Source organism: Paenibacillus sinopodophylli (genome assembly GCF_005930355.1).
GTDB lineage: Bacteria > Bacillota > Bacilli > Paenibacillales > Paenibacillaceae > Pristimantibacillus > Pristimantibacillus sinopodophylli.
Map to the genome: position 1 here is coordinate 301,052 of NZ_VDBO01000001.1, position 17,024 is coordinate 318,075.

General features: G+C 43.5%; 16 protein-coding genes. 15 read left to right on the forward strand and 1 reads right to left on the reverse strand.

Annotated elements, in window-relative coordinates:
• Window positions 1-2: 2 nt before the first annotated feature.
• From FGT79_RS01120 to FGT79_RS01185, 14 genes are all read left to right on the forward strand, one after another.
• Window positions 3-1,331, forward strand: coding sequence for a hypothetical protein (locus FGT79_RS01120; protein ID WP_138750952.1), 1,329 nt, complete (start codon window positions 3-5; stop codon window positions 1,329-1,331).
• 10 nt (window positions 1,332-1,341) lie between these two features.
• Entirely contained in the window at window positions 1,342-2,448 is a 1,107-nt protein-coding gene (locus FGT79_RS01125; protein WP_138750953.1) for a UDP-glucuronosyltransferase, read from the forward strand.
• Window positions 2,441-3,523, forward strand: a complete 1,083-nt coding sequence (locus FGT79_RS01130) for a radical SAM protein (RefSeq protein WP_246096077.1) — start codon at window positions 2,441-2,443, stop codon at window positions 3,521-3,523. Before FGT79_RS01125 ends, FGT79_RS01130 begins: the two co-directional genes overlap by 8 nt.
• A 12-nt stretch (window positions 3,524-3,535) precedes the next feature.
• Entirely contained in the window at window positions 3,536-4,717 is a 1,182-nt protein-coding gene (locus tag FGT79_RS01135; protein ID WP_138750954.1) for a radical SAM protein, read from the forward strand.
• 20 nt (window positions 4,718-4,737) lie between these two features.
• Window positions 4,738-5,754, forward strand: coding sequence for a Gfo/Idh/MocA family protein (locus FGT79_RS01140; protein ID WP_246096079.1), 1,017 nt, complete (start codon window positions 4,738-4,740; stop codon window positions 5,752-5,754).
• A complete protein-coding gene (locus tag FGT79_RS01145) occupies window positions 5,741-6,727 on the forward strand; it encodes an ABC transporter ATP-binding protein (protein WP_138750955.1) in 987 nt (328 codons plus the stop codon). Before FGT79_RS01140 ends, FGT79_RS01145 begins: the two co-directional genes overlap by 14 nt.
• A gap of 3 nt (window positions 6,728-6,730) precedes the next feature.
• Window positions 6,731-7,537 (forward strand): ABC transporter permease, encoded by an 807-nt coding sequence (locus FGT79_RS01150; protein ID WP_138750956.1) that lies wholly within the window; start codon window positions 6,731-6,733, stop codon window positions 7,535-7,537.
• Window positions 7,538-7,541: 4 nt separating this feature from the next.
• Window positions 7,542-8,354, forward strand: a complete 813-nt coding sequence (locus FGT79_RS01155; RefSeq protein ID WP_138750957.1) for an ABC transporter permease — start codon at window positions 7,542-7,544, stop codon at window positions 8,352-8,354.
• Window positions 8,355-8,385: 31 nt separating this feature from the next.
• Entirely contained in the window at window positions 8,386-9,474 is a 1,089-nt protein-coding gene (locus tag FGT79_RS01160; protein ID WP_212758491.1) for an NAD-dependent epimerase/dehydratase family protein, read from the forward strand.
• Window positions 9,471-10,730, forward strand: coding sequence for a nucleotide sugar dehydrogenase (locus FGT79_RS01165; RefSeq protein ID WP_138750958.1), 1,260 nt, complete (start codon window positions 9,471-9,473; stop codon window positions 10,728-10,730). Before FGT79_RS01160 ends, FGT79_RS01165 begins: the two co-directional genes overlap by 4 nt.
• Before the next feature lie 29 nt (window positions 10,731-10,759).
• Window positions 10,760-11,557, forward strand: a complete 798-nt coding sequence (locus FGT79_RS01170; protein ID WP_171056034.1) for a class I SAM-dependent methyltransferase — start codon at window positions 10,760-10,762, stop codon at window positions 11,555-11,557.
• A gap of 1 nt (window position 11,558) precedes the next feature.
• On the forward strand, window positions 11,559-12,599 hold the full coding sequence (locus FGT79_RS01175) for a hypothetical protein (protein WP_138750960.1): 1,041 nt from the start codon (window positions 11,559-11,561) through the stop codon (window positions 12,597-12,599).
• 24 nt (window positions 12,600-12,623) lie between these two features.
• Entirely contained in the window at window positions 12,624-13,397 is a 774-nt protein-coding gene (gene rfbF, locus FGT79_RS01180; RefSeq protein WP_138750961.1) for a glucose-1-phosphate cytidylyltransferase, read from the forward strand.
• 90 nt (window positions 13,398-13,487) lie between these two features.
• A complete protein-coding gene (locus FGT79_RS01185; RefSeq protein WP_246096081.1) occupies window positions 13,488-13,991 on the forward strand; it encodes a CcdC protein domain-containing protein in 504 nt (167 codons plus the stop codon).
• A 79-nt stretch (window positions 13,992-14,070) separates the two neighbouring features.
• Here FGT79_RS01185 and FGT79_RS01190 read toward each other — a convergent pair whose 3' ends face one another.
• Window positions 14,071-14,949 carry an AraC family transcriptional regulator gene (locus tag FGT79_RS01190; protein WP_138750962.1) on the reverse strand — a complete coding sequence of 293 codons (879 nt, stop codon included), beginning with the start codon at window positions 14,947-14,949 and terminating at the stop codon, window positions 14,071-14,073.
• A gap of 132 nt (window positions 14,950-15,081) precedes the next feature.
• Between FGT79_RS01190 and FGT79_RS01195 the strand changes: the two genes are divergently transcribed.
• Window positions 15,082-16,548 carry a HEAT repeat domain-containing protein gene (locus tag FGT79_RS01195; protein ID WP_138750963.1) on the forward strand — a complete coding sequence of 489 codons (1,467 nt, stop codon included), beginning with the start codon at window positions 15,082-15,084 and terminating at the stop codon, window positions 16,546-16,548.
• The last annotated feature ends 476 nt before the right edge of the window (window positions 16,549-17,024 follow it).

Here is a 17,024-nt window from a genome sequence, read left to right on the forward strand (position 1 = left end):
CAGTGAAGGCTAGACGTAAACATGTTTTTGTGGCGACATTTGATGCTGAACAGTATTGGCGTGATTCACAGCTTGCGAAACTTCCTTTTTTCCCGGATGGAGACGCAGAGCGTATCGTGTCAGCTATGGACGAGATGATGTTTCTATTCAGTCAGCCTGGTGATGTCATTCTTACAAGAAAAGCATTTCAACCGGCATACCTGAACTATCTGCGATCGATTGGTTTTGATTTCGAATCAAATCCATTTGATCTTGATGTTCGGAATGAGAAGCAGAAGAGCATGTTTGAATTGCTTCTGGAATCGGATTATCATTCACAGCTCACAGAAATGATAGGCAATAATGCTGTTTTAGCTCCCTTTGCCGTACTGCCTAGAGGCGATCAAGTATGCGAGAGTTATAAGCTGCAGGGGCGCTTGCCGTCCTTTGCTATTGTCCAAAGGGTTAACTCGAAGCTGTATTCTCACCATATGAAGGATCGGCTTCAAATAAGAAATGTTGGTCAAGTGATACAAAGCGGCGGAGATCTCTTGGAAACAGGCGAGAAGCTGCTTCAGGAAGGCTCTTTTCTAATTAAAGATTTGTTTGGCGTTTCAGGGAAAGGTAATTTGCTCATAACATCGAAGTCGATGCTGGAGCGAATTGCAGCTTATTTAACCTCGCAAGAGAATAAAGGAAAAGCTGTGCAGTTCATTGTAGAGCCATTGCTGAGCAAAAGTGAGGATTTCTCTTGTCAGTTTCACTTAAATGATGAGGGCAAGCTGGATATGATTGCGGTAAACAAGCTTATAAATGTTGATTTTGCCTATACGGAGTCTTGTACGCCGGACCAATCATTTTTGGCTAATCTAGAGGAGAAAGGCTATTTCAAAATGATGGAGAATATAGGCCGTGAACTGTTTAAGGACGGTTACATCGGTCATGTTTGTGTGGATTCCATGATTTTGGAGGATGGCGAAGTGATTCCGTTGATTGAGATTAATGCGAGGAAGTCGATGAGTTTGATTAAAAACCAAGTCGACAAGCACTTGAAACAACGCGGATTATCTGGCAACCTTAGCTATTTGTCTGTGTCGAATGAGAACGCTAGCTTCGGTTTTGAACATTTACTAGATTCGCTAGACAAGGAAGGCTTGCTCTACACGGCTTCGAATGGAAAAGGCGTTTTTCCATTAAGTGCGAACACCCTTGATGTGAATCAACACCTTAAGAAAGCGGCCAAAGGCCGATTATATTATTCAATCGTAAGTAAAGATGTTCATGAGAAACAGCAATTAAACGAGCAATTACGCAGCTGCTTCACTAGACATGCATACAAACTATTCAACTAGGGGGGAGCAAGTGGGCAACCGTAAAGTGACTATTCTGTGCTCGGGATTTGGCTTAGGCTTCTATATACCCGGCTTGATCCTTGACTATCAGCTAAATAAGAGGGAGGTAGAGACTGAGGTTCTTGTATTCGAGAACTATATTACGGAGGACAAGAAGAACAAAATTAACGGCAGCCGCCAAACCTATCATGCTAATTTCAAAGCTGCGTTATTATCAGCAAGAATGCCCAGCGACATCCGCGATAGTCTGGCGCTGGATGAGGTTGCGGGCTTAATTGAACAGTGGAAGCTGGAGAAGAGGCAGCATTTTATCGTACTTTCAGGACATTGGGTGTATCTTCTTGATCAGTTAAGAGCGCAGGTGGATTATTCCTTAAATGTACATCTTCTCTATGTGGATTCGGACCGTTCTCCTTCATGGAGCAGCTTGCTTAAGTACAACCCGGATTATGTTCAGCATTACCGTGAGGTATGGCTATACGATTCCAATAAGCAGCAGCTTAACTACCGAATTGATGTTTCAGAGCAACCGATTATTCCCTACCTGGAACGATCAGATCGTTATGTTATTCATGGCGGCGGCTGGGGAATGGGGACGTATCAGGGTAAAATTCCTGAACTGCAAGAAGCTGGCTTACAGCTGGATGTTGTGGCCTATGAGCTGCATGAAACGAATGTTAACGCACCAAATATTCGTTATTACATGAATGACCCAGCATGGAATGCTTGGAGTAGAGGTGAGAATGGCGGACATCAGCTTCCACCCTTCAGTGAGATTACTGCAGGAGTTGAACCCCATTACACTAGCAAATTAGAGCATCATAGGCTCTATGATGTGATTAAAGGGGCAAGAGGTGTAATCAGCAAGCCTGGAGCCGGTTCATTAATGGATGCATTATCGTCTGCCACGCCTATCATATTGCTCGATGCTTTCGGTAAGCATGAGCAGCGGAATGCGGGGCTATGGTTAGCCTATGGTCTTGGAATAACATATGAGGATTGGCAAAAAAGCGGATATTCTACGGAAATGTTGGAACCGATACACCATAAGCTTATTCAGCAGAAAAAGGTTTGTAAAAACTATACGGATTACTTCATGGAGGAAACCTATGGATAGCATGATGGGCATGCCCAAATGGATTTGGCTGCAGGTAATAGAGAGCTGCAACCTTCGCTGCAAGATGTGTTATGAATGGGGAGAGAGTGGAGCTTATAAGGAAAGGCCAGAGCTCAAGCAGCTGGAATTGTCCGCCATTGAGCAGATTATCAATGACTGCAAGGATGCAAAGCCGCATTATGACTTATTCGGAGGGGAGCCGCTGTTATATCCTCGGATCAAAGAGGTTCTTACTATGATCAAGGAGAGCGGCAGCACCGTTTCATTCCCGACTAACGGAACCTTGTTGTCCAAATACGCGGAGATGATCGTGGAGGCAGGACCTAGTCGCGTCTGGGTTTCATTAGATGGGCCGGAGGAAATCAATGATGCGCAAAGAGGCAAAGGTGTGTATCAGAAGGCGATGAAAGGCATTGATAAGCTGTATGAACTCAAGCAAGCAGCGGGCACTCAGCTTCCGGAAATAGGTGTGACCTGCACCATTACACCGGTCAATTACATTCATTTGGAGCGTTTCTTCTTCGAAGAGCTTGATCTAAGCAAGCTGAACTGCTTCAGCATGGAGCTGCAGGCCTATCTCACGGAGGAGATGCATGAACAATATGTGGATCTCATTAATGAGAAGTTTGGCGTCACGAGAGCTCCTATGGCGCGAGGCTTTGTAAGACAACTGAGCGATTTCAGTGAAATTGATTTTGTGGAGCTGCAACGTCAGTTAACGCGTGTTATTGAGTATTGTGCAAACAATAACATTTATCTTAATCATTATCCCAAAGACGTTAGCGCCCAAAACTTAAAAAAATACTTCAGCGCTGATGCCTTAAGCATGTCAACCGTCAAATCCAGATGCATTTATCCATGGCTGAGCACCGAAGTAAACGCCAGAGGTGATGTGACCTCTTGCCATGCTTATTATGATTTGTCGCTCGGTAATGTGTATGAGCAGAGTCTGAAAGAGATATGGCGCGGAACGAAGTATAAAGAATTTAGGAAATATTTAAAGAAAAACCTGCTGCCTATCTGTACCGGCTGCTGCCTCTTTTATAACGATGAAAATTTCAGCAATATAGGATAGGAAGGTGTTAAGATGCAGCCGAAGAGCAGAGTAGACATGGATGAGGCCAAATTCCAGCTTTTGAAACGAACGATCAAAAACGTAGCACTGCCATACAGGGAAAAGAACAAAAGCCTAAACGCCAAATATAAGACAGAGTTACCTCAATCGATTGGCATTAAGCTGACGAACAGATGCAATCTTAGATGTATTCATTGCTTCCAATGGAATGACGAGGGCTACCATCACAATATGGAGCTAGCTGAGCAAAATAGAGATTTGGACATTCAGATTTTCAAAAAAATATTGGATGAAACGAAGAGCGCCAAATCCAGATTGTATTTATGGGGAGGCGAACCGCTCTTTCATAAGCAGTTTTCTGAAATTGCTGACATGATGGCCGAAGACCCTCGTGAAACCGTTATTTGCACCAATGCGCTGCTCATCAACAAGCATATGGACAGTATTCTTAAAATTTCGGAAAACTTGGATTTGCTTATTGCGGTTGAAGGGTTCGAGAAGGAGCATGATCTTATTCGCGGGAAAGGAACCTTCAAGCGAACGATGGATCAGATCGATCAGCTCTTAAAGCTGCGTGAAGAGGGCCTTTACAAAGGTAGAATTTCGATTCATACCGTAATTAACGAAAATCTAGTTGATCACATGCATGATTTGCTAGTGTTTTTCGAAGAGAAGGGAATTGATCTCGTTATTCTTTGTTTTCCTTGGTACATCTCCAAGGATACTTCGGCTGCGATGGATCATTATTTCAAGAAAAATTTCTCATGGCTGAATAAGCTGGATGAACAGCATATTAGCAGCTGGCATGCTTTCAAATATCAATTCAATCCAAATAAATTGGATGCACTGACGAATGAGCTTACCAAAATCAACGATCGACTGTGGAATATTAGGGTGAGATATCAGCCAGGACTTGATTTCGATGAGCTGCAGGAGTTCATTCATGGAGATGTGATGACGAGCCGCTGCGGTACGAATTGTCTGGCTTTGTCCACCCGTATGGATATTGCACCTGACGGCAAGGTGATGGCTTGCAAGTTTTTCGCGGAGTTTTCACCGGGCAATTTGATTGATCAAGGCTTGAAGGAAGTTTGGGACTCAGAAACCTACGATCGAATTCGCGATACGATTAATAATGGGGGACTGACGCCGGCTTGCTCCAAATGCAGTGTGCTCTATTTGCACGGCATCTAAGAGAGAATGGGGAATTGCTTATGGACATGAGAACGATCCAGATAGGCGTCCTCGGCTGTGCTCAGATTGTAGAACGGGCGCTGATTACACCTATTTCTCAAGTATCAGGCCTGCTCGTACATGGCATTGCCAGCCGGGGGGCGGACAAAGCCAAACAATATGCCAGCCATTATCATATTCCTATTGCGTTCGAATCGTATGAGGAATTGCTCCAGTGTGAAGATATTGAACTGGTGTACATTGCGCTTAGCAATGATTTGCATAAGGAGTGGGCGGTTAAAGCGGTGCAAGCGAACAAGCATGTGCTGCTTGAGAAGCCGCTCTGTTTGAATCTTAAGGAATATGCTGCCATCGAGAGCGCGAACGTCGGCGGCAAGCACATCCTTGAAGCGCTGATGGTTCAGCATCATCCATGGCAGCATTCGCTTAGAGCGATGGTAGAGGACAATCGATATGGACGATTGCTGCGTACCGAATCAGCCATTTGCATCGTTCCAAGAGAGGATATATCTCAAAACTATCGAAGCATGCCTGAAAAAGGCGGCGGTTCATTTCATGATTTGGGCTGCTATTGGCTGCAGTTTCTGCAAAAAACGACAGGCTTGTCAGCTCGATTGAATTCTTTCTCTGGTCGTTCAGCTTTTGACGGGCCTAATGGGTGTGATATGACATTTATGGCTGAAATGAACAGAGAGGACGGGTTTCACGCCTCGCTCATCACTTCCTTTGAGCGGTCATACAAAGCCAGTCATACGCTTTTTTTTGAGAAAGCGAAGGTCACAGTGCCTGATTTTTTCCGTGCCTCTCTAGGCAACTACAAAATCACGATCAAAATTGAGCGAAGCGATGCGGTGGCTCTGGAGAAAATGGAGTTTGAGCCTCAAAGCTACTATGTGAATCAGCTTGCTTTTTTTCGTGATGTTGTTGCTGGCCACAAGCCCAATATCGCTATATCCGAATCTTATGAGCGAATCAGATTGTCTCAGCATATCTATCAGTCTGCGAAAGAATGGAGAAACGCGAATGTCCATCATTGAAGTTCAGAATTTGTCCAAGCAGTTCAGTTATTACAAAAAAGAAGTTGGTTTAAAAAGCTCGATTAAAAACCTCTTTCATCGTGAAGCACTTTACAAGCAAGCGGTTAAGGATGTTTCCTTTACTGTCGAGCAAGGGGAGATTGTAGGTTTTCTCGGCCCCAACGGGGCGGGGAAAACGACCACACTGAAAATGCTCTCTGGCATTATCTATCCGACAGGCGGGAATGCAACCGTTCTTGGTTATAAGCCTTGGGAGCGGAAGAAAGCGTTCAAGCAGCAATTCTCCATCGTCATGGGACAGAAGAATCAGCTGTGGTGGGATCTTCCTGCCAATGAATCTCTGAACTTGAATCGCTGCATCTACGAGGTGAGCGATCAAGATTTCAAAATGACGGTCGAGGAGCTCTCTGAGCTGCTGGACGTCAAGGAACTGCTAAAAATCCAGGTAAGAAGGCTTTCGCTCGGTGAGCGAATGAAAATGGAGCTGATTGCAGCTTTGCTGCATAAGCCGAAGGTGATCTTTCTAGACGAGCCGACGATCGGTCTGGATCTGCTATCGCAGAAAAAAATCCGGGAATTTTTCAAGTATTACAACCAACAAAACAAAGTAACAATTGTTCTAACTAGCCATTACATGAATGACATCGTCGATCTATGCAAACGAACAATTATTATTAATGAAGGAGCAGTCGTGTATGACGGCGAGCTTGCGAAAATTAATGCCATGTTTGATGCGACGAAGATCGTTAAAGTGACACTTTCGCAAACGGTAAGTGATGCTGATTTACTGCAATATGGCGTCATTAAAAACGTTGACGGCCTTGAGGTTACACTGGAGATAGAGAAGGAGCAAGCAAAGCACAATATCAAATCGATGCTTGATCATTTGCCAATCTTGGATTTCACGCTGGAGGATACTCCGATTGAAGAAGGCATTGCTGCTATATATCAACATGGCAGAAAGCAGGCTTAGCCAATGAACAAATATGCAAAAGTGTTTACGTTAGGTTTGCTGAACGCATTGGAGTATCGTGTCAACTTCCTATTAACACTGCTTAGCACCATCTTTCCAATTCTCATTCAATACTTTCTTTGGTCTACTATATTCAGAGGGAACAGCGAGTCTGAGGTGCTTGGCTATCAATTCGATCAAATTATTTTTTATACGATATGTGCGGCTCTGCTCTCGAAATTAGTCGCAGCTGGTTTCGAATATGATGTATCCAATGATGTAAGAACCGGTCAGCTTAGTAAATTCATCGTACAGCCAATTGGGTATTTCCAATATCGAATTTCGAGTTTTCTTGGCGGGAAAATACCGCAAATCATCATTGTAACGTTTATTCTAGTTCTGATTCTGGTGGTTGTTAAATGGGTGCTGCAGCTAGATGTCGAGGTTGCGCTTCTGAGAATCGCAGTTTTTTTTGTTGCTGTAGCCTTGTCAATTGTAATGAACTTTTTTATTTTTTATTGCTTGAGCACCTTTTCATTCTGGTTCGTCGAGGTATGGGGAATTTTCTATACGTTCACTCTGCTAAGCAGTGTTGCGAGCGGCGGCATCTTTCCGCTCGATATGTTCGGTCAGGGTATTAATAAGGTTCTGGATTTTTTGCCGTTCAAATACATTATTTTTTTCCCAATAAATGTGCTTAATGGAAAGCTGCCATGGGCTGAGATAGCTAACGGCATGATGCTTCAGCTAGGTTGGATTTTATTGCTTTTTATATGTTCAAAGTTCTTGTGGTACAAAGGCATGCAACGATTCGAGTCTGTGGGAGGTTAAGCTGGTGTCGCAGCTCTGGAAAGGTACAAAAAGATATGCTCTTATTTACTCCCTATTTTTTAAAAACAGCCTCATCGCTTTAATGGAGTATCGCATAAATTTTATATTCGGCGTGATGGTGGAGCTGGGCTTCATTGTCATTAAACTCTCTTATGTGTATGTCGTATTCAGAGTCGGTGAGAATATCAACGGACTCACGCCTTATAATGTCATGCTATTTGTTGGAACCTTTATTATTATGTCCGGCATATACTCTGCGCTGCTGTTTTTTAACTTTGTGAATTTGCCCGAGCTTATTAGAACTGGCGATCTCGATACATATATTACGAAACCTATATCCCTCCAATTCATTACGACAATGAAAAGTATCGATATTTCATTCGCGGTTCCTAACATTATTGGTGGAATCATCGTCGTCGTCATTGGATGGAATCAATCGGGCATTCCGGTGAACCTATCGAATCTGGCGGGTTATATCGGTTATTTGATTCTCGGCGTTATCTTGACCTATAGCTTGTTTCTACTTCCTCAATTATTGGCGTTCTGGACGGTCAAAACAAATGGCATTAACGATATTTCCAACGCGCTTTTCGATTTCAATCAGATGCCGATGACCATTTATAACAAGTTGGTGCAGCGGGCGGGAACCTTCCTTATACCGGTGTTTCTGCTAACGAATTACTCGCCTTTGTTTCTATTGAATGGTTTAAGCAAGCTGCAGATGGTTTGGGGTATTGCAGCACCGTTTATATTTCTTATCCTGGTTAGACTGTTATGGAAGTATGCTTTGAAGCAGTATACGAGCGCAAGCAGCTAGATAAAGGTGCTTTAAAGAGGAGGATGCGGAAATGAGCAGTCGTTCTACGTTTGAGAAGGATATGACCTATTTGTACGAGCAATTCCCAAGCCATCATTTATTTGCAGACAAAACGATCGTTATTACGGGATGCGCGGGTTTTCTCGGTTTCTATTTAACGAACTACTTTATTTCTTTAGGTCAACATGGCATGCAGGTGAAGCAATTGGTGCTTGTCGATCACTTTTTGTTAGGGAAGCCAGCATGGCTGGAGGAGTTAGCTAATAAGCACGAATATGTACAGCTGCATGCCTTTGATATTGCAAGGGATTCCTTTAGCAATGTACCTATTTTTCAACAAGCGGATTATTTCATCCATATGGCGTCTATCGCATCTCCAACGTATTATCGACAATATCCAGTAGAAACGATGGAAGCTAATGTTTGGGGATTGAAGCAAATATTAGACGGCTATCGTGATAAGCCGCTATCAGGGCTATTATTTTTCTCAAGCAGTGAGGTGTATGGAGATCCGCTTCCAGCCTTTATTCCAACACCTGAGCATTACCGTGGCAATGTATCGACAATCGGTCCGCGAGCCTGCTATGACGAATCCAAACGGATGGGAGAGACTTTATGTTATGTATATGCCAGTCAATATGGCATGCCGATACGTATCGTCCGTCCATTTAACAATTACGGTCCTGGCATGAAGCTGGACGATAAGCGTCTGCCTGCGGATCTTGCGAATGCGATTATTCATAACAAGGATATTGTTATTTATTCAGATGGCACGCCTACAAGAACCTTCTGCTATATTGCAGATGCTATCGTCGGTTATTTGCGAGTGCTCGTTCATCACGAGTTTGATTACTTCAACATCGGAATGGATAATCCAGAGCTGTCAATTAAAGAGCTGGTGGACATATACGTGCAGGCAGGAAAAGAGATTTGGGGCTACACAGGTCAATGTACCTTTGCAGAATCGGAAGACGGCGATTATTTGACAGACAGTCCGCTTAGGCGCTGTCCGGATTTATCCAAAGCGAAGCAGCTCATCGGTTTCGAGCCATCCATCAGGGTGGAGGAGGGCGTAAGACGCTATTTACAGTATTTGAAGGAAGAGAGCGTGCCTACATGATCGCTGTAATCGGTTTAGGTTTTGTAGGACTGACTACAGCTCTAGGTCTGGCCGATAAAACAGGTCAAAAAGTGTATGGCTACGATTCTAATCCGCTGAGGCGAGCAGAGCTGCACGACGGTCAAGTACCTTTCTACGAACCGCATTTAAACGAGAAGCTAAAAGAGCATATGGGTAACACCTTTATTATTGCTGAAAATATGAAGCAAGCGATAATAAACGCTGAGCTCATCTTTTTTTGCATTGGCACGCCGAATGATCAAGAGGGAAGAACAGAGTTGAATCCGCTCTTGCAGGCGATCGACGAGTCGATCAACTATACGGAGGATTCAGCTTACAAAACTTTTGTAATCAAATCTACAGTTCCTCCGGGTACGACCGAGAATCATATCATTCCTTTAATAAAGAGCAGAGGAAAGAGAATCGGCAAAGACATAGGCCTTGCCAATAATCCAGAGTTTCTAAGAGAAGGTATGGCATGGATCGACTTCATAGAGCCAGACCGAATCGTAGTTGGAGTTAGCAATGGTCAGAGCAGTCTCGTATTGGAGAAGCTATATGCTCATTTCTCAGCTCCCATCTACAAGGTGTCCTTTACTAATGCTGAGTTTATTAAGTACATGTCGAACAGCCTGTTGGCCACGATGATCAGCTTCGCAAACGAAATGTCCATGTTAGGAAGCACATTTGAGCATATTGACCTGAAGCAAGCTTTTCATATCCTAAAGCAAGACAAGCGGTGGACGGGAAGTCCTGCACCCATGACAAGCTATGTGTATCCAGGCTCCGGATTTGGCGGGTATTGTCTTCCCAAGGATGTTAGCTCACTCATCCATACAGCAGAAGAGCAGGGCTATATGCCGACACTGCTGAAAGAAGTGGTTCATGTTAATGATAAGGTGAAAAGCTTCATCGTTGCTAAGGTAGAACAATCGGTGTCAAAAAATGAGAGGCTGGGCATTCTGGGCTTAGCATTCAAACCCGAGAGTGATGACGTACGGGGAAGCGCCTCTCGAGATATTATTGAGAGGCTGCTCGCGAGCGGCTACCACAACATTGTAGCCTTTGATCCTATGGCTAATCTGCGGTTTCATGAAAGCTTCAATCTACCTATAGCGTATGCTGAACAATTGCAGGATCTGCTCGAAGAATGTGATGCAGTTGTTGTATTAACAGCGTGGGAACAGTTCAGATCAGTTAGAAGCATGACAACGAATAAAAGGATTATAGATGGAAGATATTTTTTAACGGAATAACGATGCCAAGCACAGAAGGCGGTCTGTTCATGCGAGTCACTTATCATCCTCTTGCAGTTGGATTTGTGAAGATGTCGTACGCAATTTTTTTTGTGATGTTATTTCCGATCTATTACGTGGTCAAACTTGATTTCAAAAAAAACTTAAAAGCAAACCCGTTCTACAAAAGTAAATTTGTTCAACTAAGCGAGAAATATCCTATTCTTTATGAAATTATGATTGTATTCGTGAATTTCCCTTTGCATAGCAGGGTATATAAGCTGTTCCCTGCCGAGATTAAGGGTGATGTGCTGCAGGTTGGCTGTGGAACGGGTATTTTGAATGTTTATTTCTCGAAAAGAAAAAGAGACATCCGTTTTACGAATTTGGATACCAATCTTCATGCACTACAATATGGAAAAAAGAAAAAACGCTTTGAAAGCTATCTTCACTCGGGCATTGAAAAAACCGGATTGCCTGACAAGAGCTTCGATTACATTCTGTTTGCCAGGTGCTTTCACCATGTTCGCAGCACCAAAAAAACGTTCGCCGAGTGTGAAAGACTGATTCGTGATGATGGGAAAATCATTATTCTTGATCCGGTAACGTGGTTGAAAGGGGAGCAGGAATCGTCAGATGAAGCCTATATGGCGAATTCTACGATGGATGGGCTTATTTGGCGGTATTCAACGAACGCGTTAGTTACGCATATTGAACGGCATCTCCCACCTGGCTTGCAGGTAGTAGAGTATACGACAGATCGTCAGCTAATAACCGCTAATTATGGATTTAAATATCCAACGACAGACGCGCTTGTCATTATCGGTAGAAGAGGGGAGTCGGTGTAAGATGTCGGTTGTTTTACCTATTCGTGATCCGCTAGTCAAGGCTTACAAGCATCATGCCTTTATATTAGCTATGATGGAAAATTTGCCTGCGCAGAATCAATGGATACTTAGCCATTATCTCCAGATTTTCTCTCCTCACGATATTATAAGTGATCCGAATGCCAATTGGCATTGGCTTGACTTTTTGATCGTAGGCGAGGAGTCGCCGTTTTTGAGTAAACAAACGCTGTCTCTCTCTGAGCTGCAAAGCTATGATCTGGATTCGTATATAAAAGAAACGCTTGATAACGGTTCATATTTGTATCTATTTGTCGAAGCTTACTATCTTATTCATCATACGGCCTATTACAACGAGTATATGCCTAACAATATACTCGTGTATGGCTATGAAGAGCATGAGGAAGGTACGTCTATTTTATTTCTAGATTATTCGTATAGAGGCGCAAGGAAGCTGGAGAAATTCGTGATACCGCTCACAGATTTAAAGACCGCTATTGTTGCATTCGATACGAGAGGCCATACGTATGCCGATTATTCCTGTATATTTACACCTGTCGAAGCAGCCTATAATCTGAGTTTGCCATATGTCGAGGAGCTAATATTCGAATACCTTCATTCTTTGCCGACCTTTGCCAAATATACGAATGACCCTTTTTTTGACCAGTCTATTTGCGGTATTAAAATCTATGATTCCTTCTTGCATTATTTCAATTGGATGGAGAAAGACGATACAAGGTTGAACATACTGCCGTTCTGTATTCTAGAAGAGCATAAAACCGTGCTATACGAATTAAGCATGATGCTCTTAAATATGCATTTGCTAGAGAGTGAAGCCGTTGTTAGCGATGTGGAAAAGTTGAAAAAAGATGCAACATTGCTGAAAACGTGCATGATGCTCTATGAAACGACAGGAAGAAAGAAGCTCATTCCCAAGATGAGAGCAATCGTCCAGCACATGCAAATTGCAGAACGAGATTGCCTAACGCTGCTATTGGAGAGTATCGCCCCGGATCTCCAGACAACTAGTGGTGCTGGCAAATAAAGCAGACGAGAGGTGTGATTCCTGTTGACTAAAGTTGTTCTGTTCGCAGGCGGTTTCGGCACGCGTCTGGGCGAAGAAACCATCGTCAAGCCGAAACCGATGGTTGAGATCGGCGGCATGCCTATTTTATGCCATATTATGAATGGTTATCATGCTTATGGATTCAAGCAGTTCATCATTGCACTGGGATATAAATCCGAGGTCATTAAACAGTTTTTTCTAAACTATAATAGCTTGCAGAACGATTTCTCAATTGATATGTCAAGGTCTGCTGTTGAAATTACGGAGCACAGAAAAAGAGATTGGCTCGTCCATTTAATTGATACGGGATTGCATAGCATGACGGGCGGAAGGCTTTATCGGCTGCGTGATCATTTGCGCAGCGATACCTTTATGGTGACGTATGGTGACGGGGTAAGCGACATCGATTTGGCTAAGCTGATGGCATTCCACAAGTCACACGGAAAACTCGCAACGGTGTCCATTGTCCGTCCAAAAGCAAGGTTCGGTACGGTCGATCTGGACGGAGAGCAGGTTGTTAAGTTTAAGGAAAAACTGGATACGGACAGTTGGATCAACGGCGGTTTTTTTGTATTTGAGCCTGGCATGCTCGATTATTTGAGCAGGGATGAAGAGGTGCTGGAGAATGACGTATTAACCCGATTGGCAGAGAATGGTGAGCTCATGGCGTATCGGCATGATGGATTCTGGGCTTGCATGGATACGGTGCGGGATAAGAAGTATTTGGATGAACTCTGGTCCACTGGACATTCGCCTTGGAGAGTATGGAAAGATTAGTGAGTTGCGATTTCATGACTTTTGTCATCTGAAGAGGGTTACTTCCTTCACTACTTCCAAAAGACTGGATAGGAGATACTTGATTCATAAATGACAAAGGAAGTGTTGGTAGTTATGAATCCGATCGAATCGATCAGTATCTCTTTAGCCATCTTTATTCTTATTCTGTTAGGCTTGTCGCGTGGCATGCGCAAGCCAATAAAGAAATCTGGTATTAGATTATTGCTGCCAATCGCCTACATATCGACTTCCTTGCTCCAATTGCTTGACCCGGAATTGTATGTCAGCAGCAAACAATTGTTTATCTCGATCATGATTGGATTCGTCATTTCGCTTCCATTGATTGCAACAACAAACTTTGTTAAACGAGAAAACGGAGATACCTTTATTCAATCAACTTGGCTTATATTTGCATTGTTAACTGTTTTATTCATGCTCCGCATCATCTTAATCCCTCAGATTCATTCCGTGGATCAGAGTACGCTTGCTGTTCTATCGAGTATTGTAATGGTAAGCTATATAACGGTTTGGCGCTCAGTCAGCTTCGTGAAATTTCGCCGTACGGTCAAATCGACAGCATTATTTAAAGGATAAACTACAGGCAGTTTCCTATCATTTAGGAGGCTGCCTGTTTGGTGTATATTTACATTTTAATTCCTTAATCCCTCGGCGGTTATGCTTTCGATTTGAACTGCTCAGTCAAGCGATATTCCCGCGGTGATTGCCCGGTTTGCTTGCGAAAGAGTCTAGAGAAGTAGTGTACGGAGCTGAAATGGTATTTTTCGGCTATGTCTGTAATGGATATCTGGGTATGCAGAAGATCTTCCATTGCCCGGCCAATACGGAAACGGTTCATATACTGGACGGGTGAGTATCCTGTTGTTTGTTTGAACAATTCAAAAAAATGCCCTCGGCTGATATGCAGGTTTTTATAATAATGGGAGGGTGGATATTCGACTCCGCTTAAAATATTTTGTTCCATTTGTACCAGCAGTCGCCCGATTCGAGGATCTGGAATATAATCTACTTTCAACACGTTGTGAAGAAAATATTCGATAAAGTCTTGGAAATTCCTCTGCGTGGTCAAACTCCGCAAAAATGTTTTTCTGTTCGTATATTCGCCAATTTTATAGAAGCTTTGAAAATGATCAATCCATGGACGCATGGAATCTACCGTGAGAACCTCTGGAATTGGATAGGGGAAAGCTGGACCAACCAGATCGGTGATGAGTTGCTCGAATTGATAGCAAATCGGCGCAGCCCAATCGGAGATTGAGCTTCTCTCGACATATGACCAATCAAAATAACAGCAAATATGGACCATCGGTTGCTCACTATCTGCTAACCATTCATGAAGCTGTCCAGCAGGGATATAGACGAGGCATCCTGGTTCCATCACATACGTTTTCCCGAGTGTTATTAATAGCCCGGTACCTTCACTAATTAAGTAGATGGAACTGGCGTAGCATATTCTAGGAAAGCTCGATTGTCCTTTGGCGAAAGGGTATCGCGTGGCGTAATAAACATAGGGATGAAAGCTTGATAAGGTCAACGTATAATCCCCCTAATCCGTAATGAAGAAAACCTACGATTGTGCAAAAAGAAGACACCTATCTAAATACATTACGATGCGGCTCCTATACAGTTAATGCTGTAGTTATAAGATATATAAGGAGCGATCGATATGCAACAGAATCTTAAATTAATGACTGACGAACAAATGATACAATTTATTAGAGAAGGGTATTTGATTCTGCAGAACGAGCTGCCAAATGAGCTTCATCAGAAGGTAATGGATCAAATTCATACAGTTCTAATGGAAGAGGGAAACCCAGGAAACAACATTTTACCCCGAGTACCAGAGATCCGTTCTTTTTTTGAAACACCGGTTGTCCGAGGGGCATTGACGGGCATTCTCGGCCCAGACTACTATATGCATCCTCATCGGCATTGCCACTATAATCAGCCTGCGAATCAGAATCCGGGAGGAGGCTTATGGCATAAAGACGGCTATTGGAGTGCGATGAGAAGCCATAGGCCTTGGTGGGCAATGATTTTCTATTATACTCAGGACGTCACGGAAGAACTTGGGCCTACAGTGATCATGCCTGGCTCACAGTACAACGAAAGTTATCCAGGTGATGATAAGCCTTTCCTATTGCCAACAGGTCCGGCTGGCACTATGGTACTCGTTCATTTTGACCTATGGCATAAGGCCTCGCTCAACACATCCAGTCAGGACCGCTTTATGTTGAAATTCCAATTTGCGAGACTGGAAGCACCGACAGCGCCGACGTGGAATTGCGAGAACAAGACCTTTCAAGTTGCCACAGGTCAAGCGGACGAAACCCTTCTCCCGATATGGTTGGATGTTTGGGACTGGCTGAATGGCGGGTTGGCCGAACGCACTGAACCACTTGATCCGAAGGTGGATGATCATCATGAATCTGTGCGGTTAGCAGGATTGGTTGAGGGAGATTTGGAAAATACAGCCTTGAATGCTGCTTATACATTAGCGAGATTGGGTGAAGCGGGGCTGCGAGAATTATTAGCTATTCTAAGTCAAGGATCAGCTTCAGCATCGCTAAGAGCCGCATATGGCTGTATCTCAGCAGGGCAGAGAGCGGTAACAGGGTTAATAAAGCTGCTAGACCATCCAGACAGTGAAAAACGCTCATTGGCATGTTTTGCGCTTGGTATGATTGGCAGTCCGAAGGAACAGGTTGAGCAGGCACTTATTATTGCGCTCTCTGATGAGAACATACAGGTCCAGAGGCAGGCAGTTGAAGCACTTGGTTTCATCCATTCGACTTCGACTGGTGCGGTTTCAGCGACAGTTCAAACGTTAGTTAGGGCACTATCGGAGGAGCAACTGTTGCAACAAAACGATTACTGGCCGCACCAGGGCTATATTGCGAATAAGGTAGGGTATAGCGCTGCATTGTCGTTGCTTCGAACTGGAAAATACGGGGCAGCAGCAGAAGTCATAGCGGCTCTAACTACTGCGCTCGACAGCAAAGATCGGTATGTGCGAGCATATGCCTTTGAAGCACTGACCTATTTGCGAACGGAGGAGGCAGTAGAAGTGCTCCTTCGTTATTATCGTACAGCGCGGTGGTGTCCGGATACGAGCAAAGCAAGCATGTTCTAAGTGTAAGAAATGGCGACACAGAATTCACATCTGTGCCGCCATTTCTCGTCTTCGGTCATTTGTGATTTTCTTCAGAAAATTACGATTTTATTTTGTTGTATTTTAAAATGAATATTTCAAATGAATATGGTGTCCCGTCGTATAATTTATTCCCCCGATTGTATGGAATCAGATGCTTTTTTCTGGAAACTGGAATATAAAGATCAACCTCGCAATAATGTTCTTTAGTTAACCCCACTTCTATTGACTGTAAAAACAAGGCTTATCATGAGTACATGACGATGATGTCATCTTGCTAACTATCGCCCTATTTCAATTGTTAAAATATTGTAATTTACCCTTTTGTCGAATGAGGCAGGAATTTGCCCGTGCAACACGAATAATATGTATACTCGTATTTTTGAATTGTTTATGATAAAGACCGCAACTTTTCGTTCCCGGCTCGGTACAATGTAGTAGAGCGGCCCGGGAATAAT